This is a genomic window from Bradyrhizobium sp. LA6.8 (genome assembly GCF_040547935.1).
GTDB lineage: Bacteria > Pseudomonadota > Alphaproteobacteria > Rhizobiales > Xanthobacteraceae > Bradyrhizobium > Bradyrhizobium barranii.
The window spans coordinates 340,744-358,694 of record NZ_JBEPQQ010000008.1 but is presented as its reverse complement, the minus strand read 5'-3'; the positions used below and the strand labels follow the sequence as shown (position 1 = coordinate 358,694).

At 64.7% G+C, this 17,951-nt stretch carries 11 protein-coding genes; 3 read left to right on the top strand and 8 right to left on the bottom strand.

Features of this window, described 5'->3' with window-relative positions; all coding sequences use genetic code 11:
* Positions 1 to 22: 22 nt before the first annotated feature.
* Positions 23 to 1,639, bottom strand: coding sequence for an MDR family MFS transporter (locus ABIA90_RS33430; RefSeq protein WP_354120809.1), 1,617 nt, complete (start codon positions 1,637 to 1,639; stop codon positions 23 to 25).
* A gap of 116 nt (positions 1,640 to 1,755) precedes the next feature.
* Positions 1,756 to 2,907 (bottom strand): HlyD family secretion protein, encoded by a 1,152-nt coding sequence (locus ABIA90_RS33425; protein ID WP_354120810.1) that lies wholly within the window; start codon positions 2,905 to 2,907, stop codon positions 1,756 to 1,758.
* 141 nt (positions 2,908 to 3,048) lie between these two features.
* On the opposite strand from ABIA90_RS33425, the gene ABIA90_RS33420 reads away from it, so the two are divergent.
* Complete coding sequence (locus tag ABIA90_RS33420; protein WP_071909470.1) at positions 3,049 to 3,957, top strand: LysR family transcriptional regulator; 909 nt, start codon at positions 3,049 to 3,051, stop codon at positions 3,955 to 3,957.
* A gap of 134 nt (positions 3,958 to 4,091) precedes the next feature.
* Here ABIA90_RS33420 and iaaH read toward each other — a convergent pair whose 3' ends face one another.
* A complete protein-coding gene (gene iaaH, locus ABIA90_RS33415) occupies positions 4,092 to 5,510 on the bottom strand; it encodes an indoleacetamide hydrolase (RefSeq protein WP_354120811.1) in 1,419 nt (472 codons plus the stop codon).
* A gap of 76 nt (positions 5,511 to 5,586) precedes the next feature.
* Positions 5,587 to 9,036 (bottom strand): indolepyruvate ferredoxin oxidoreductase family protein, encoded by a 3,450-nt coding sequence (locus tag ABIA90_RS33410; protein ID WP_354120812.1) that lies wholly within the window; start codon positions 9,034 to 9,036, stop codon positions 5,587 to 5,589.
* 152 nt (positions 9,037 to 9,188) lie between these two features.
* On the opposite strand from ABIA90_RS33410, the gene ABIA90_RS33405 reads away from it, so the two are divergent.
* Positions 9,189 to 9,644, top strand: coding sequence for an Lrp/AsnC family transcriptional regulator (locus ABIA90_RS33405; protein WP_014491864.1), 456 nt, complete (start codon positions 9,189 to 9,191; stop codon positions 9,642 to 9,644).
* Positions 9,645 to 9,888: 244 nt separating this feature from the next.
* Here ABIA90_RS33405 and ABIA90_RS33400 read toward each other — a convergent pair whose 3' ends face one another.
* From ABIA90_RS33400 to ABIA90_RS33390, 3 genes are read right to left on the bottom strand one after another with little or no spacing between them, the layout of a single operon-like run.
* Positions 9,889 to 10,674 (bottom strand): fumarylacetoacetate hydrolase family protein, encoded by a 786-nt coding sequence (locus ABIA90_RS33400; RefSeq protein WP_354120813.1) that lies wholly within the window; start codon positions 10,672 to 10,674, stop codon positions 9,889 to 9,891.
* A 14-nt stretch (positions 10,675 to 10,688) separates the two neighbouring features.
* On the bottom strand, positions 10,689 to 12,056 hold the full coding sequence (locus ABIA90_RS33395) for an LLM class flavin-dependent oxidoreductase (protein ID WP_085403404.1): 1,368 nt from the start codon (positions 12,054 to 12,056) through the stop codon (positions 10,689 to 10,691).
* A gap of 19 nt (positions 12,057 to 12,075) precedes the next feature.
* On the bottom strand, positions 12,076 to 13,128 hold the full coding sequence (locus tag ABIA90_RS33390; protein WP_063985658.1) for an Ldh family oxidoreductase: 1,053 nt from the start codon (positions 13,126 to 13,128) through the stop codon (positions 12,076 to 12,078).
* Positions 13,129 to 13,423: 295 nt separating this feature from the next.
* On the opposite strand from ABIA90_RS33390, the gene ABIA90_RS33385 reads away from it, so the two are divergent.
* Positions 13,424 to 17,539 (top strand): bifunctional diguanylate cyclase/phosphodiesterase, encoded by a 4,116-nt coding sequence (locus ABIA90_RS33385; protein WP_354120814.1) that lies wholly within the window; start codon positions 13,424 to 13,426, stop codon positions 17,537 to 17,539.
* On the opposite strand, the gene ABIA90_RS33380 is transcribed toward ABIA90_RS33385, so the two are convergent.
* The gene (locus ABIA90_RS33380; protein ID WP_063985656.1) at positions 17,513 to 17,854 is read right to left on the bottom strand and encodes a hypothetical protein; all 342 of its coding nucleotides are present in this window, start codon (positions 17,852 to 17,854) and stop codon (positions 17,513 to 17,515) included. The genes ABIA90_RS33385 and ABIA90_RS33380 overlap by 27 nt on opposite strands.
* Positions 17,855 to 17,951 lie beyond the last annotated feature (97 nt).

Genomic DNA, 17,951 nt, shown 5'->3' with positions numbered 1-17,951 from the left:
GAGTTAGTCTCTTGGGTTGATCTCAGTGAGCTCCACCGGCCGAGGTCTGGCCGGGTTTCTTCAGGAAGAATACGGCGATCAGGGCCACGATCAGTGCCATGCCGAGCAGATAGAAGGTGTCGCTGAAGGCGAAGATGTAAGCCTGCTTCTGCACGGTATGGCCGATCGCGACATAGGCGCGATGCGCGGCGTCGGCGCGGTCGAGCACGCCGTGATTGATGAAATACTGGGTGAGCTGCTCCAGCCGCGTCCGCGTCGCCTGCTCGAACATCGAGACCGACTGCGTCAGCACGTTGGAGTGATATTGCTCGCGCTTGGTCAGCAACGTCTGAAGCAGCGCGATGCCGACGGCGCCGCCGAGATTACGCATCATGTTGAACAGGCCCGAGGCCGAGCCCGCATTCTCCGCTTCGATGCCGGCGGTCGCCACAGCCGACAACGGGGCCATCACGAGCGCCTGGCCGATCGCACGGACGACATTGGGCCACAACAGCTGGTCGGCAGCGTAATCGTTTGTCATATAAATGTTCAGGAAGTTCGAGGCCGCGAACAGGACGAAGCCGACGCCGATGATGATCCGCGCGTCGAACTTCTGCATCAGGCGCGGCACCAGCGGGATCAGCACGAGTTGCGGCAGTCCGGTCCAGGCCAGCACCATGCCGATCTGCTCGGCATTGTAGCCCTGGATGCGCGCCAGATATTGCGGCAGGATGAACACCGAGCCGTAGAGCGCGACACCGAGCAGGAAGTTCGCGAGCATGCCGAAGCCGAAATTGCGGCGCACCAGCAGGCGCAAATTGAGCAGCGGCTTCTTCGCCGTGAGCTCGATGATCAGGAAGGCGGTCAGCGCGGTGGCCGCGATGACCGACAGCTTGACGATGAAAGGCGAGCCGAACCAGTCGTCCTTGTTGCCCTCTTCCAGCACGGTCTGAAGCGCCGACAGGCCGATCGCCATGGTGATGATGCCGGCCCAGTCGCCCTCGCGCAGCAGCGCAAGCTTCATGGGCTTGGCGTCGAGCGCGTACCAGAGCATGCCGACCATGATCGCGCCGGGCACGAGGTTGACGTAGAAGATGTACTGCCAGCCGAAATTCTCGGTGAGATAGCCGCCGATGGTCGGGCCGATCGCCGGTGCGAACGTCGCCGACAGCGCGAACAGCGCAAGGCCGACGGGCTGCTTCGCGCGAGGCAATAGCGTGATGATGAGCGTGAAGGCCATCGGGATCAGCACGCCGCCGGTGAAGCCTTGCACCGCGCGCAGCACGATCATTTGCGGCAGGTCCTGCGCCAGCGCGCAGGCCGCCGACAGCAGCAGGAACAGGACCGCATTGGTGAGCAGATAGATGCGGATCGAGAACACTTGCGCGAGCCAGCCGGAGAGCGGGATCACCACGATCTCGGCGATCAGATAGGAGGTCGAGATCCAGCCGCCGTCGTCGATGCCGGCGCCGATCGCGCCCTGGATGTCGGCGAGCGAAGCGTTGACGATCTGGATGTTCAGCACCGCCATGAAGGCGCCGAGAGTCGCGCCGATCACCGCGATCCAGGTCTTTGCGGAAACGGCCGGCGTCGCGGGCGCAGCAGGGGCGGGAATGCTGGCAGCGGAGGCGGCGTCGGCGGTCGGTTGGAGCGTGCTCATGGAAGCCTCGTCTCGGTCATGGAGACAGGATGCATTAGGCGGTTGGTTTCGATAATCGAGGAAGCGTGGGAAGGATCGTCCGGCAGGACTTGATAATCCTGCCGGTCTTCCTCGCCTCAGCCGCCGTTCGGGCGTGGTGTGTTGTCGGCGAGTCGCTTGGCCGTCTCGCGCTCGGCCAGCACAGTCGCCTTGGTGTCGATGGTCGGCACCGCCGACATGCCGGGCCTGAGCAGGCCGGTCAGGCTGTGGTCGTCGAGCACGATCTTCACCGGCACGCGTTGCACGATCTTGGTGAAATTTCCGGTGGCGTTATCGGGCGGCAGCAGCGCGAATTCAAGTCCGCTGGCCGGCGAAAGGCTGTCGACGTGACCGCGAAGCGTGCGATTGCGAAAGCTGTCGACCTGCAGCTCGACCGGCTGGCCCGCACGCACATGCGTGAGCTGCGTCTCCTTGAAGTTCGCGACGACATAGACCGCATCGAGCGGAACCACCGCCATCAATTGCGTACCAGCCTGCACATACTGGCCGATGCGTAATGAGCGTGCGCCGACCGTGCCGTCCACCGGTGCGGTGATCTCGGTATAGGACAGGTTCAGCTCTGCCTGCTGTGCAACCGCGCGCGCCCGTTCGAGTTGCGCCGTGGCCTGGGCGCGCTGGGTGGTGAGCACGTCGACCTTGCGCTGTGCGGCCACCAGGCCTGACTTGGCGTGCTGCAATTGGGCGTTGCTGGCGCGCAGTGCCGCATCGGTCTGTTGCGCACGCTGGATCGTGCCGGAGCCCGACTTCATCAGGTCGTCGTAACGGGCTCGCTCTTCCTGCGCGAATTTCAGATTGGCGTCGGCCGCGGCCACGTCGGCCGTGCTCTGCTCGATGATCGGCTGCTGCAGCTCGAGCTGGGCGTCGATGTTGCGCACCGAGGCTTCGCCGGCGGCGACGTCGGCGCGGGCCTGGTCGAGCGCGGCTTTGAAGTCGCGGTCGTCGATCTTGGCGAGGAGCTGGCCGGCCCGGACCTTCTCGTTGTCGCCAACCAGCACCTTCGCGATGTAGCCGGAAACCTTGGGGGCGATGATGGTGGAATCCGCCTTCACATAGGCGTCGTCGGTGGATTCGAGGTAACGGCCGGTGCTCAGGTAGTTGTAGCCGAAGTCGCCAGCCGCGGCGATTCCGAGGGCCAGTGCCAAGCCGATGGCCGCCCGCTTGATCGCCTGCCGGGATGGACGAAAGCTGATTTTCTGATTGGTTTCAGTAGCATAAGAAGCGTTCGACATGGCATCCTCGGAATTCCCAACCGCCCCGGTCCGAACGGTGCGCCGTTGATGCCGGCAAGATGCGCTGTCTTCCCGCTTGTGATAATCCCGGAAGAAATGGAAGCATTATCCACCCATAGCGGATAATCCGGAGCCAGACCGATGGACCGCTTCACCAGTCTCACCGCCTTCGTCCGGGTGGTCGAAAATGGCGGATTTTCCGCCGCCGCCCGCCGGCTCAACATGTCCACGACCATGGTGAGCAACCACGTCCAGGCGCTGGAGGACCGGCTCGGGGTTCGGCTGCTGAACCGCACCACGCGAAAAGTCAGCCTCACCGAAATCGGCAAGGCCTATTACGACCGCTCGACGCAGATCCTCGCCGATCTCGAACAAGCCGATGACATCGCCGGCGCGCTGCAATCGACGCCGCGCGGCACGCTGCGCATTCACACCGCAACCCACATGGTGCCGTTCGTCGCGCCCGTGATGGCCGAATTCCTCGCGACCTATCCGGAGGTGAAGGTCGATCTGCGCATGGGCGAGACCAATGTCGATCTGATCGAGGAAGGCTTTGATCTCGCGCTGCGCATGGTCGCGCCGCCGGACTCCAGCCTGATCGTGCGGAGCCTGGCGACCTGGCGGCACGTGCTGTGCTGCTCGCACGGCTATATCGAGGCGCATGGGCGCGTGCAGACGCTCGAGGAACTCGCCGGGCACAATTGCGTGCGCCACATCAACTATCCCTTCGACGAGTGGCGCTTCTTCGATCGCAAGGGCACGCCGGCCTCGGTGCGCGTCTCCGGCAATCTCGTCACCAACAGCGGCGAAGCCCTGCGCGAGGCCGCGTTGCAGGGCGCCGGCATCAGTCTTGCGGCCGGCTTTCTGGTGGGGGATGACCTCGATGCGGGCCGGCTGGTGCGCCTCCTGCCGGAGTACCGGCCGGTCGAGATGTCGATGAACGCGGTCTATCCGCATCGGCATCATCTGTCGGCGAAGGTCAGGACCTTCATCGACATGCTCGTCCAGCACAGCGCCGAGCAGCAGAAGCTGATCAATCCGTATGCGTGAGACGTCGTCGTTCCTCATCCTGAGGAGCGCGGAACGCGCGTCTCGAAGGATGAAGGCCCCGCTGGTGGCCTCGCCCTTCGAGACGCTTGCTTCGCAAGCTCCTCAGGGTGAGGAGATAGATTTATGGCTCGCTTCTATCGCGGCGGCGGTAATCGCCCGAACACGCTCTCAAGCGCCATGCCGATCGCAAGCAGCCGACGATCGCTTCCCGCAGGGCCGTCCAGTTCGAGGCCTACAGGTAATTTGCTCGTGGCGCCAAGAGCGATCGGGATCTGGACGCCGGGAATACCGGCATTGCTGCCAGGATCGGTGTTCTGGATGATCAGGCCGAAAGTCTCGAGGCTGCTGGACTCCGGGTTGGAGGCAATCGCAACGCGCGGCGTGGTCGGGAAGGCGACGGCGTCGAGCTTGTTGGTGGCAAACGTATTGCTGTAGAGCGCCTGAAGCGCGGGGCGCGCGGTCTTGATCGCTGCGTCATAGATCGGCCTCGCGTCGAACAGCGCGTTGTCGGGGCCGGGCAGTTTTCGCGGGATCACCATGCCATCATAGATGCCTTTCACGTCGGCGCTGGAGATCTTCTCTGCCAGCGCCTCGATGCTGAGGCCGGTCCCGGTGTGCTTGAGATAGGCGACCATGTCGTCATAGGCCTCATACAGCGCGACGGGAAAGCTGACCTGGCCGTTGAGTTCGGCGAGCTCAGGCATCTCGATCTCGACGACCGTGACGCCCTGCGCCTTCACTTTTGCGATCGCCGCGTGGAACGCGGCTTCCGTATCGGCGTCGAGATTGGTCAGCATCGTCTTCACGATGCCGATCCGCACCTGCTTCAGATCAGCCGGCGCAATCGCGTCGCCGCCTGCGATCACGCGATCGAGCAGCGCGACATCCGCCAACGTCGCGGCCATGGGCCCCGCGGTGTCGCGGGTGTGTGAGATTGGCGCGATGCCAGCTTGCGGATAGCGCCCGACCGTCGGGCGCAACGCGGCGCATCCGTTCAGCGCGGCGGGGACACGGACCGATCCGCCGGTGTCGGTTCCGAGCCCGCCCGTGACGATTCGCGCGCCGAGCGCGGCGCCCGTGCCGGACGAGGAGCCGCCGGCGATCCGCGTGCGGTCATAAGCGTTGCGCACGCCGAACTCCGCGCCGGTCTTGAACGCGGTGTTGTAGCCGGAGATGCCGAAGGCGAGCTCATGCATGCTGGTCTTGCCGATGATGACGGCGCCTGCAGCCCGCAGCTTCGCGACTACGGGCGCGTCAGCCTTCGGAACGTAGTCCTTCAGTGCCGGTGTGCCGGCGCTACAGGGCAGTCCGGCAACCTCGATATTGTCCTTGATCACGATGGGCACGCCGCCGAGCGGCTTTGTCCTGTCGCCCGTCGCGTCGAATGCGGCGGCGGCTTTCAGGGCGCCGGCCTCGTCCAGCGTGACGAAGGCATTGAGCTCGGCATGGGCTTTGGCGCGGCTCAGTGCTTCCGTCGTGAGTGCGGTACTCGTGACTTTCCCGGCGCGCAGGTCGGCGACGGCCTGCCTCAGGGTCAACTGGTCCAAATCCATGATGCGTCATCCGATTGCAGGGGCGCCAACAGGGGGCCGCCTAAAGTCCGGAGGCTGAGGCCTCACTGGTGCCGCGTCAACCGTGGGCGTGCATCTTTTGCGTTACCGACGTCGTCAAATTCGTGAGCAGCCGCTCGACCTCGGGCTTCACCTTGGCGATCGCGGTGTCCTTCACTGGTCCGTAGCCGCGGATCTCCATCGGCGCCTTTGCGACGGCAATGAGGTCGGGTAGATGCGCTGCGTTGAGCTGGCCGAGCATGCGTTCGATCAGGCCTTCATACCAGGCGATCAATTCCCGTTCAGTGCGCCGCTCATTCGTGTAGCCGAACGGATCGAACGGCGTTCCGCGCAATCCCTTCAACCGCGCCAGCATGGCGAGCGGCATCTGGATCCACTGGCCGAAAGCGCGCTTGCGCGGACGGCCGCGTGCGTCGGGTTTTGACGGCAGGAACGGCGGCGCGAGGTGATATTGGACGCGAAAACCGTCCTCGAACTCGCGCTTCAGCTCGCCGAGGAAACCGCTCTGCATGTGCAGACGCGCCACCTCGTATTCGTCCTTGTAGGCCATCAGCTTGAACAGGGCGCGCGCGACCGCGTCGGTCAGCACCTCACTGCTCAGAGCGGCTTCGGCCTGGCGGACCCTCGCGACGGTCGCCCGATAGCGCATCGCATAGGCGGCGTCTTGATAGGCGGCGAGGAAATCGGCGCGGCGATCGATGATCTGATTGAGCGTCTCGGCTTCGGGCGCTTCGTCACTCCCCGGCAAAAACTCCGGATCGGCCGCGGCGATTCGGCCCCAGGCAAAGGCCTGCTTGTTGCGTTCGACCGCGACGCCGTTGAGCTCGATCGCGCGCAGCAGCGCCGGCAGCGCGACAGGAATAAGCCCGCGTTGCCAGGCGAAACCGAGCATGATGATGTTGGCATAAACTGCATCGCCGAGCAGCCGCTCGGCGAGCGCGTTGGCGTTGATGGTGTCGAGATTGTCGTTGCCAATGACGTGTCGGATCGCGCGCAGGCGGGCAGGCGAGGCAAGGTCGGCGTCGCGGAAGCGGACGACGTCGCCGGTCGGCATCTCCGCGGTGTTGATGGCGGCGCGTGTGCCGCGGTGATAGGTGCCGGACGCCTTAGGTGAGGAACTGACGACGAGGTCGCAGCCGATCAGCGCGTCGGCCGCGCCCTGGTCGATGCGGACCTGATGCAGCGCGTCCGGACTTGACGCAAGGCGGATGAAGCTCAGCACGGGACCAAATTTCTGTGCAAAGCCGGTGAAATCCAGCACGGAGACGCCACGCCGCTCCAGATGCGCGGCCATGCCGATCAGCGCGCCGACCGTGATCACGCCGGTGCCGCCGACGCCTGTTACCAGCAGGTCGTAGGGACGGTCGAGCGCGGCGGGAGCAGGCAGGGGAAGCGTAGCCGCGCGACCGACTACGTCGATTTCGCTCGCACTCTTCTTCCGGCGCGTCGCGCCTTCGACGGTGACAAAGCTCGGGCAGAAGCCGTTGAGGCAGGAAAAATCCTTGTTGCAGGACGAGAGGTTGATCTGGCGCTTGCGGCCGAACGGAGTCTCCTTCGGTTCGACACTGAGACAGTTGGACTCGACCGAGCAGTCGCCACAGCCTTCGCAGACGAGATCGTTGATATGGGCGAAGCGCTTTGGGTCGGCCATCTGTCCGCGTTTGCGCCGGCGACGCTTCTCGGTGGCGCAGGTCTGCTGATAGATCAGGACGGAGACGCCGGAAATGTCTCGCAGCTCGCGCTGCACGGCGTCCATCTCCTCGCGCGGATGGATGGTCACGCCGATCGGCAGGTCTGCCGGCAAGAACTGCGCGGGATCGTCCGACACCAGCGCGATGCGCCCGACGCCTTCGGCGCGAACGCTGTGGGCGATGGCGTGCACGCTGATGGGACCGTCGACTGGCTGGCCGCCGGTCATCGCCACCGCATCGTTGAACAGGATCTTGTAGGTGATGTTGGCCCTGGCGGCGATCGCCTGCCGGATCGCCATCGAGCCAGAGTGGTAGTAGGTGCCTTCGCCGAGGTTCTGGAACACGTGCTTGTGGCCGGTGAAGCGTGACGACGCCGCCCAGTTGACGCCTTCGCCGCCCATCTGGATCAGCGAGGAGGTCTCGCGGTCCATCCAGCTCGCCATGAAATGGCAGCCGATGCCGGCCAGTGCCTTGGAGCCTTCCGGCACCTTCGTCGACGTGTTGTGCGGACATCCGGAGCAGAAATACGGCGTGCGCGTCGCACCGCTGACGTTGATCGTGCGCGCGGCCTCGGGCATCAAGCCGGCCGCGCGTGCGGCGAGATTGAGGCCTGGGAACATCGGATCGAGCCGGCGTGCGAGCACGCCAGCAAGCGCACGCGGCGACAATTCGCCGATCCATGAGATCAGCCGCGCCCCTCGCTCGTCGTGCTTGCCGACCATGCGCTCGGGCTTTGAGCCTGGATAGTCGTAAAAATATTCCTTGAACTGGCTCTCGATGATGCCGCGCTTTTCCTCGACCACGAGGATCTCGCGCTTGCCCTTCACGAAGTCCATCGCGTCATGCAGCGCCAGCGGCCAGACCATGCCGACCTTGTAGACGTCGATCCCGATGTTGCGGCAGGCCGCTTCATCGAGGCCCATCAGCCGCAGGGCCTCCATCAGGTCGAGATGCGCCTTGCCCGTCGTGACAATGCCGTAAGTGGCATTGGGAATATCGTAGATGTGGCGATCGATCGGATTGGCTTTTGCAAAGGCGTAAACCGCGTGCTTCTTCGCCTCCAGCCGCTCCTCGATCTGGGGGCCCGGCAGGTCGGGCCAGCGATAGTGCAGTCCGCCCGGCGGCGGCGTGAAGTCAGGCGTCTGGAAGGCGCGCGGCGGGCGCAGCGCGACGGATGCACCTGACTCGACAATCTCCGAGATCGCCTTGAAGCCGACCCACATGCCGGAAAAGCGGCTCAGCGCGTAGCCATATTCGCCGAATTCGAGATATTCGCTGACGCTTGCGGGGTGCAGCGTCGGCATGAACCAGCTCATGAAGGCGACATCGGACTGGTGCGGCATCGAGGAGGAGACGCAGCCATGGTCGTCGCCGGCGACGACCAGCACGCCGCCACGCGGCGAGGAGCCGTAGGCGTTGCCGTGCTTGAGGGCATCGCCGGAGCGATCGACGCCTGGGCCCTTGCCGTACCAAAGTCCGAACACGCCATCGACTTCGCGATCTGCCTGCGTTTCGACCTGCTGCGAGCCGAGCACTGCTGTTGCCGCGAGGTCCTCGTTCACCGCGGGGAGAAATTCGATGCGATCCCGCTTCAGCCGCTCCTGGATGCGCCAGAGCTCGAGATCGACGCCGCCGAGCGGCGAGCCACGATAGCCGGAGATGAAGCCGGCGGTGTTCAGCCCGGCGGCGCGGTCGCGCCGCGCCTGGTCGAGCGCAATGCGGACAATGGCCTGCGTGCCCGTGAGGAAGACACGGCCCTCCTCGCGGTCGTAGCGGTCTGAGAGCTCGTAGCTGTCGAGTGATGGAACGGCGTCCATGGCGGACCTCGTGCGGCATCCTGCCTGATGACGGGAGGGTATGCCGGGCAGGCTGGTAGGTCTTGCCTATTCACCCTGTCTTGATCGATAATTCGGTAAAATTTTGCGGAAGATGGCATAATTCGGTAGAAGTTACCGAATCGGGGGCTTCCATGATTGAAGAGCAGGACGCGCGGATTCTCGCCCATCTCCAGACGGACGGCCGCGCCACCAACCAGCAGCTCGCGGACGAGGTCGGCATGTCCACCTCGGCGTGCTGGCGCCGGGTGCGTGCGCTGGAGGAGGCCGGCGTCATCCAGGGCTATGCCGCGCTGATCGCGCGCGAGCAGGCGGGCTTTGCGATGTCGGCCATCCTGCATGTCTCGCTGGAGCGGCACGATGCCAAATTCGTCGACGAGTTCGTCGCGCGGGTGACCACGCGGCGCGAAGTGCTGGAGTGTTTCGCGACCACGGGCGACGCCGACTATCATTTGCGCGTCGTCGTGCAGGACATGGCGGCCTACAACAGGTTCCTCGACGAGTTCATGTTCCGCATTCCCGGCATCCGCTACGTCCGCAGCAACGTGGTGCTGAAGGAGATCAAGACGAGTGTGGCGCTGCCGTTTTGATTGCGCGGGAAGTGCCGTAGGGTGGGCAAAGGCGCATAGCGCCGTGCCCACCATCTCGCCTCGATTTGCGAAGGTGGTGGGCACGCTTCGCTTTGCCCACCCTACAGCACCGTTGATTTCGCGGCGTATAAAACTCTATCTCCTCACCCTGAGGAGGCCGCGCAGCCGCCGTCTCGAAGGGCGAGGCCACAGTCAGGCCTTCATCCTTCGAGACGCTTGCTTCGCAAGCTCCTCAGGATGAGGACTACCGCTGCTCCCGCACAAACCTGTTCCGCAACGTCCCCACGCCCGTGATGTCGATCTCCACCACGTCGCCGTGCCCGATGTCAGGCGAGGCGCCGTCCGTGCCCATCCAGATCACATCGCCGGGCCACAGCGTGAAGTACTTGGTCAGCTCGACCAGGAACGGCACCACGCCGAAGATCATGTCGTTGGTGTAGAAGCGGTTGGTCTCCTTGCCGTTGAACCGGACGACGGTTTCCATTTTCGCCAGATTGGCCTCGGTTTCGATCCACGGGCCCATCGGCTTGAACGTGTCGGCGTTCTTCGAGCGCCACAGGCTGCGGTCGGCCTTCTGCCAGCTGCGTTCGCTGACGTCGTTGCCGATGGTGTAGCCGAACACGCAATCCATCGCATTCTGCTTGGTGAGATGCTTCACCTTCTTGCCGATCACGACGACGAGCTCGCCTTCATAGTGGATCTTGTCCGTCGCAAAGGACGGGATCACGACGTCCTCGTCATGCGCGATCAGCGCGTTCTGGGCGCGGTAGCCGATCTCGGGTCTATCAGGGACGGCCGGCACCTCGCCGCGCTTGTCGGCGGCCTCTTTCAGATGTTTCAGGTAGTTCAGGCCGACGCAGTAGAAGGTACGCGGGATCAGCGGCAGCTCGATCCGAACCTGCGCCAGCGGATGCGTGCGCGAGGTGCGCTGCCATTCGTCAAAGGGATCGCCGTCGACCGCGATCACCTGGTCGCCCTCGACGAGCCCCCAGGACGTCTTGTCCGAGGCGGTGAATTTCAGCCAGCGCATGTCGGATCCTCCAGTTATTCCGCGGCATCGCGCGGCTGTACCTTCCAGGCGCCGGCCACGGGCCGCTTCAGCCCGAGATTTTCCCGCAGCGTTTTGCCGCGATAGTCCTTCTGGAACAGGCCGCGGCGCTGCAATTCCGGTACGATATGTTGCACGAAATCGGCGTAGGAACCGGGCACATAGGTCGCGGCGATGACAAAGCCGTCGCAGCCACGCTCGACGAACATCTCTTCCAGCCTGTCCGCGATCTCCTTGGGACCGCCGACCATGGCGTCGTGGACCTGGCCGCGGCCGGAGAAGGTGACGAAGTCGCGCGCGCTCGGATTGCTCTTTCCGGAATTCTTCAGCACGCCGTCGCGGAGGCCCAGAATGCCCTGCATGCTCTTCAGATCGTCCGTCGTCAACGGCTCGTCGAGGTCCTTGGAGGCGAAATCGTAATTGAGCGCTTCAGCAAGCAGCGACAGCGCGTCGATCTCGAGCGGCAGTTTGTTGATCAGCGCCATCTTGTCCTCAGCCTCGGCCCTGGTCGCGGCGCAGACCGGCGTCGTCAAATTGCAAAGGCGCATCTGATCGGGATCGCGGCCAGCCTTGGCTGCCTCGTTTCGAACGGCGGCATAACCTTCCTTGGCACCAGCGAGATTGCGCGCAGCCGTGAAGATCACCTCGCCCCAATGGCCGGCAAAGCGTTGGCCGCGGCCGGATGCGCCGGCCTGGATGATGACGGGATGGCCCTGGTCCGAGCGCGGTACCGTGAAGGGGCCGCGGGACTTGAAGGCCGCCCCCTTGTGATCGAGCCGCTTCACCTTGGCCGGATCGGCAAAGCGGCCGCTCTTCTTGTCCATGATGAGCGCGCCGTCTTCCCAGGTGTCCCAATGCCCGAGCACGACCTCCATGAATTCGTCGGCACGGTCGTAGCGGGAATCATGTTCGGGATGGGAGTCGCGGCCCATGTTGAGGGCCTCGCCGTCATTGAGCGAGGTGACGACGTTCCAGCCCGCGCGCCCGCCGGACATCAAATCGAGGGTTGCGAAGCGGCGGGCGACGTCGAACGGCTCGTAATAGGTGGTCGAGCAAGTAGCGCCGAGGCCGAGCTTGTCGGTGACCATGCCCATCGTGGTCAGCACGATCAGCGGATCCATCTTCACGCAGCGGATGCCGTATTCGACGGTGTGGGCATGATCGTTGCCGTAGCGGTCCGGCATCGCCAGCCGATCGTCGAAGAACGCCATGTGGAACTTGCCGGCTTCGAGGATCTTGGCGATCTCCTGATAATAGTCCGCCGACATCGAATCGTCGCGCGAGTCCGGATGCCGCCACGAGCTCGGCAAATTCGTGCAGTTCTGCGCCTGGAGGAAGCCGACCAGTACCATCTGCCGCGTCATGCTCTTCTCCCAAATTCCGTCAGGCCAGATCAAGGACGGTGTCGAGCCGGTACTCGCGCGCCAGCGCGCGCAGCTTTTCCCAGGTCGCATCCTCGATCTCGATGCCGTCGCGCAGGCGTTGCTGCTCGCGCAACCCCTCGATCTCGCCGGGATAGTACACGCCCTTGCTGCCTTCGGAGGGCGGCGTCGATTTCAGATAGTGCGCGAATTCGGCGACCTCGCGCTTGAATTCCTTCAGCGGACGGAACGCGGCGACGTTGAACACCGCCATGAAGCATCCGTCATTGTGACGTCCGGTCGGTTCGACGCCGAAGCCGAGACCGGTCAGCAGGCCGCACAGCACCTCGACCATCGCGGCGAGGCCGCTGCCCTTGTAGCCCTCGGTGCCGCCGAGCGGCAGCAGCGCGCCGCCCTTGCGATATTGCGTGGGGTCGGTGGTGTGCCGTCCTTCGGCATCGATGATCCACCCGGTCGGAATCTCCTCGCCGCGGGCGACCGCGAGCTGGATCTTGCCGGCCGCAACCGCCGAGGTTGCCATGTCCAGATAGAACGGCGCGTCGAGATCGGACGGCACCGCGATCGAGATCGGGTTGGTGCCGAGCCGCGCCTCCTTGCCCCCGAACGGCGCCACGTGCTTTGGCGAGCGGCCGGAATCCGCCGTCGCAATCCCGATCATGCCTTCGCGCATCGCCATCAACGGATAGGCGGCGAGGCGACCGACATGGCTTTGCCGGAATACGGTGCAGGCGGCAACGTTCGCCGTCTTCGCCTTCTCGATCGTCAGCGCCATCGCCTTCGCGTTGACGTGGAAGCCGAACCCCCACTGGCCGTCGATCACCGTCGTGGTCGGCGATTCCTGGACGATGGTCCATTTGGCGCCGGGCACGATGTGGCCGGCCTTGATGCGGTCGATGTAGGTCGGAACCGCGATCACGCCGTGGGAGTCGTGGCCGGCGAGGTTGGCGTTGACGCAGCCTGTGGCCACCGCATCGGCCTCTTCGTCGGAAGCTCCGGCGGCACGGAGCAGCGCGGCGCTGATGAGCGTGAGGCGGTCGGTCTTGACGACGGGCATGGCGTTCCCTCGGCATTCTGCCCTTAACGGGCTGCTTGTTGGGAGCCATCGTCTCAAAGCGTGGGAGCGATATCAATCTCCCGTAAACCAATACAGGGCTGCAAAATCGTAAAGAGAGCGCGCCTTTCGTCGAAGAATCCTCCCGTGCGGCGGCATTCCCGACAGTTTGGCGCCGGCCGTTCGCAGCTCGTTCACTTTGATCGAGGGTTTGCAGCGCGCAATAACGACCATTTAGGCCGTCGCCGTTCATAAAGCACCCGGGAGAATTAGGCAGAAATGCCCGGGAGCTGAGACCGTGCAGACGACCCTCGCGCGCACCTTTGCAGCGTTGAGCGCCATCAACGAAGCGATCCTTTACGCGAAATCTCCGGACGAGCTGTACCAGAAGGTCTGCGACGCCGGGTTTTCGAGCGGAGACTTTTTGGCCGTTGCGGTTTTCCTGGTGGGGCCGGACGGCCGGCGGCTGTGCTTTGCGGCCGGTTGCGGCGATGACGTTGCGCGGCTGCGTTCGCTCGAGATCACGACTGACTCCGGCACGCCCGAGGGAGCGGGTGTCGGCGGCGAAGCCTTTCGCAATCAGAAGCTGAGCATCAGCAACGATTACCTGAATGATCCTCGCTCGCTGGCGTGGCGCGAGGGCGCAGCCAAGGCTCACATCGGCGCGGCGGCTGCGTTGCCGCTGCTCTGCAACGGCAAGAGCGTCGGCGTGCTGTATGTGACCCGCAGGGAAGCCGGCTCACTGAACGAGCAGATGGTGTCGCTGTTCGAGCGCATGTCGGCCAACATCTCCTATGCGCTGGACAATTTCGCGCGCGAGACCGCGCGGCAGACCAGCGAGCTCGCGACGCGGCGGCTCAATCGCATGTTTGGCGCGCTCAGCGCTACCAACGAAGCCATCCTGCGCGCGAAGACCGAGCGGGAATTGTACCAGCTCGTGTGCGACGCCTCGGTGCACGGCGGCAAGTCGCTGGCGACCTTCGTTCTGCTGAAGGAGCAGGACTCGCATTGGCTGAAGCCTGTCGCCGGCACCGGCGAGAATCTGGAGATCGTGGCCCGGACCCACTACTCCGTCGACCCCGAGAATCCCTATGGTCGCGGCATTTCCGGCGAGGTGTTTCGAACGCAGAAGCCCCATGTCGAACGCGATCTCGCGCGTCGCACCAGGGGAACACCGTGGGAGCAGGCCAATATCAACACGGGTGTTGCCGCCTGCATCGCGGCCCCCCTGATCCGGAACGGCGAGAGCATCGGCGTCATCCTGTCCTTCCTCAGCCAGACCTGGGCGAAGGACGAGGGGGTCGTCGCACTCATGCTGCGCATCGCCGAGAACGTCTGCTTCGCGATCGACAATTTCGACCGTGAGGCCGAGAAGGCGCGGATCGCCGAGGAGGAAGACCGCCTGGCGCGCATGTACGCGGCGCTGAGCGCGACCAATGAGGCGATCCTGCGCGCACGCTCGCGGGCCGAGCTCTTCGACCTCGTTTGCGAAGCGACGGCGAAAGGCGCCAAGTTCACCTCGGCCAACATCGCGCTCGTCGATCACGATGCCGAGCTGCTTCGCGTCGTTGCTTGCTACGGGCCGAACGCGGATATGGTCCGTAATTTCAAATTCTCCACGTCCGACCGGGTGCCTGAAGGCCGAGGGTTGACGGGAACCGCTTTCCGCACGCGCCAGCCTTGCATCAGCAATGATGTGCAGTCCGACGACCGGATCGCGCCCTGGGCGGCCAACGCTCGTCGGAACGGCATCGGCTCCTCCGCGGCGCTGCCGCTGTTCAATGGCGACAGCGTCGAAGGCGTCTTCCTCTTCAACTCGCCGGAACGCGGCACGTTCACGCCCGAATTCGTCGAGCTGCTGCAACGGCTCCAGGCCAATGTCGCCTTCGCGCTCGAGAACTTCGATCGCGCCGACGAGAAGGCGAAGGCCGAGATGCAGCGCAACCGTCTTCGGGGCATGTTGGAGGCGCTGAGCGCGACCAACGAAGCGATCATGCGCGTGAAGTCCCGCGCCGAGTTGTTCGAAGCTGTGTGCGAGGCCGCCGTGCTCGGCGGCACGTTCACGTCTGCCACCATCGCCTTGGTCGATCCGACGGGGCGCTATCTCGACATCGCCGTCACCAAGGGCGAGTGCCGCAGTCACGTCGAGAACTGGCGTTTCGCGACGTCCGCCGATGAGCCCGAAGGACGCGGGCTCGTCGGCACCGCATTTCGCACCAAGGCCCCTTGCGTCGCGAACGAGCTCCTCACGGACGTTCGTGCGACGCACTGGCGTCGAATCGCGCGGGATCAAGGGACGAAATCCGGCGGCTGCTTCCCGCTGCTGAAGAACGGCACCGATGCTGTCGGCGTCCTTCTGTTCCTTTCGCCGGACGAAGGCACCTTCACGCCTGACCTCATCCAGTTGCTGGGGCGCCTTGCGGAGAACGTCTCTTTTGCGCTCGACAATTTCGCCCGGGCCGAGGAGCGGTCACGGGCCGAGGCGCAGAAGGAGCGCCTGACGCGCATGTTCGCCGCGCTGAGCGCCACCAATGAGGCGATCGTGCGGGCCAAGTCCCGCACCGAGCTGTTCGAGCTGGTGTGTCAGGCCGCGTCCACCGGCGGCAAGTTCACCTCGACGACCATTGCGCTCGCCAAGGCCGACAGCGACCAGCTCGCGATCGTCGCGGCCGCAGGACCGTCCGCCGAAACCACGAGGAACGTTCGTCTCTCCATCGACGCCGACCGGCCCGAGGGGCGCGGCATGAGCGGAACCGCGTTCCGCACCCGGCAGCCCTGTGTCAGCAACGACTATGTCAACGACAGCCGTGTGAACGCCTTCCACGCCGTCCTGCAAGGCGGCGGCGCGCGCTCCGGCGCGGCGTTCCCGCTGATCACGCACGATCAGCCCGTCGGCGTCATGATCTACATGTCGACCGAGCAGGAGACTTTCACGGCCGAGTTCGTCGAGTTGTTGCAGCGCCTCGCCGACAACGTCTCCTTCGCGATGGAGAATTTCGATCGCGCCGACGAGAAGAACGAGGCCGACGAGCGGATCGAATACCTCGCCTCGCATGACAGCCTGACCGACCTGCCGAACCGCGAGACCTTCAACGGGCTGTTGCGGGAGGCGATCGACGAAGCTCAGCGCCACGATCACCGTTTCGCGGTGTTGTTCATCGATCTCGACCGCTTCAAGGTCATCAACGATTCGCTGGGCCATGAGGCCGGCGATCTGCTCCTGCTCGAGGTGGGGAGCCGGCTGCGCGGTGCGCTGCGGGAAACCGACGTTGTCGCACGCCTCGGCGGCGACGAGTTCGTGGTGATCCTCGACCAGTGCGGTGAGATCGACGATGTCCAGCGCATCGCGACCGGGCTGCTCGTGGCGCTCGCCGAGCCCATGGAGCTGGCCGGCCACGAATGCCACACCACGGCCTCGATCGGGATCGCGATGTATCCGGCCAACGGCTCCGACGTTCAGACGCTGACCAAGAACGCCGACATGGCGATGTATCTCGCCAAGGAAGACGGCAAGAACGGCTATCGCTTCTTCTCCAAGGAGGTGAAGACGCAGTCGATCGAGCGGCTGTCGCTCGAGAGCGCGCTGCGCCGGGCGCTGGAGCGCGAGCAGTTCTCGCTGAACTACCAGCCCAAGGTGGACATGGAGACCGGCCAGATCACCGGCGTGGAAGCGCTGCTGCGCTGGACGCACCCGGATCTCGGCAGCATCTCGCCGGCGCAGTTCATTCCGCTTGCGGAAGAGACCGGGCTGATCGTGCCGATCGGCCGCTGGGTGGTGAAGGAGGCTTGCGCGCAGGCCATGGCCTGGCAGCGCCGTGGCCTGTTGCCGGTGTCGATGGCGGTCAACCTGTCGCCGCGGCAGTTCGTCGACGAACATCTGTTGCAGGACGTCGACGAGGCGCTGGCGGCGTCCGGCATGTCGCCGGTACTGCTCCAGCTCGAGGTCACCGAGAGCATGATGATGCGCAATGTCGGTCGTGCGCTGAAGGTGCTCGACGCCATCCAGAGCCGCGGCATCCGCCTCGCCATCGACGATTTCGGCACCGGCTATTCGTCGATGTCGCTGATGAAGCATTTTCCGATCGACACCATCAAGATCGACCGCTCCTTCGTGCGCGACCTGCCGCAGGATTCGGAGGACCAGGCGATCGCGCAGGCGATCATCAGCATGGGCAAGGCGCTCGGCATGACCGTGGTCGCCGAAGGCGTCGAGAACGCCGAGCAGGAAGCGTTCCTGCGCGCCCATGGCTGCGACGAGATGCAGGGCTTCCTCATCTCCAGGCCGGTGCCGGCGCGGCAGATGGCCGAGCTGCTGCGGCCGATCGAGCTGCCTGTCGCGCCGCCGCTCCAGCCGGAGCCTGACCTCGCTGCGACCGAAGCCGCGGCGTTACGGCTGAAACGCGCTGTCGTCTGACGGCTGCGGGTGCAGTTCGCGGACGTTGTCTTGCTTGATGTCCGCTTTGCGCGGAAAATCATCCGGCCAGGGCTGCGAGGTTTGCTCGGCGAACAGCTCAAGGAGGGCATGCGCACCTTCGGCAAAGCTTGAGCCGTCGCCGAGGCCCAGCTCACAACACCAAACCTGTCGCATCGGCTCGTGCGCGTCGACCACCGCCATCGCCGGTCCCCACCACCAGGCCGGTGCGGGCGAGCGTTCGTCCTCCGGCACGGCGTGCCATAGGACGAGCTCGTCCATCACGCGCTCGAATTGCAGGCTTGCGGCCTGATGCATTCGCTCCGTGCTCCCTGGGCCGCGCCTGAAAGCAGGCCGATGCCCGGACTCGATCGTGGCCTTCGCTGTGAAGAACAGGCTCGCGCTATTGGCGGAG

Coding starts and splice junctions, on each gene's coding strand:
- ABIA90_RS33400 (WP_354120813.1), bottom strand. CDS start 10,674: ATGCGCTGGCTGAAATTCACCGCCTCGGACAAGACGTCCTGGGGGCTC.
- ABIA90_RS33430 (WP_354120809.1), bottom strand. CDS start 1,639: ATGAGCACGCTCCAACCGACCGCCGACGCCGCCTCCGCTGCCAGCATT.
- ABIA90_RS33395 (WP_085403404.1), bottom strand. CDS start 12,056: ATGACGCGGCAGATGGTACTGGTCGGCTTCCTCCAGGCGCAGAACTGC.
- ABIA90_RS33425 (WP_354120810.1), bottom strand. CDS start 2,907: ATGTCGAACGCTTCTTATGCTACTGAAACCAATCAGAAAATCAGCTTT.
- ABIA90_RS33390 (WP_063985658.1), bottom strand. CDS start 13,128: ATGCCCGTCGTCAAGACCGACCGCCTCACGCTCATCAGCGCCGCGCTG.
- ABIA90_RS33420 (WP_071909470.1), top strand. CDS start 3,049: ATGGACCGCTTCACCAGTCTCACCGCCTTCGTCCGGGTGGTCGAAAAT.
- ABIA90_RS33410 (WP_354120812.1), bottom strand. CDS start 9,036: ATGGACGCCGTTCCATCACTCGACAGCTACGAGCTCTCAGACCGCTAC.
- ABIA90_RS33405 (WP_014491864.1), top strand. CDS start 9,189: ATGATTGAAGAGCAGGACGCGCGGATTCTCGCCCATCTCCAGACGGAC.
- iaaH (WP_354120811.1), bottom strand. CDS start 5,510: ATGGATTTGGACCAGTTGACCCTGAGGCAGGCCGTCGCCGACCTGCGC.
- ABIA90_RS33380 (WP_063985656.1), bottom strand. CDS start 17,854: ATGCATCAGGCCGCAAGCCTGCAATTCGAGCGCGTGATGGACGAGCTC.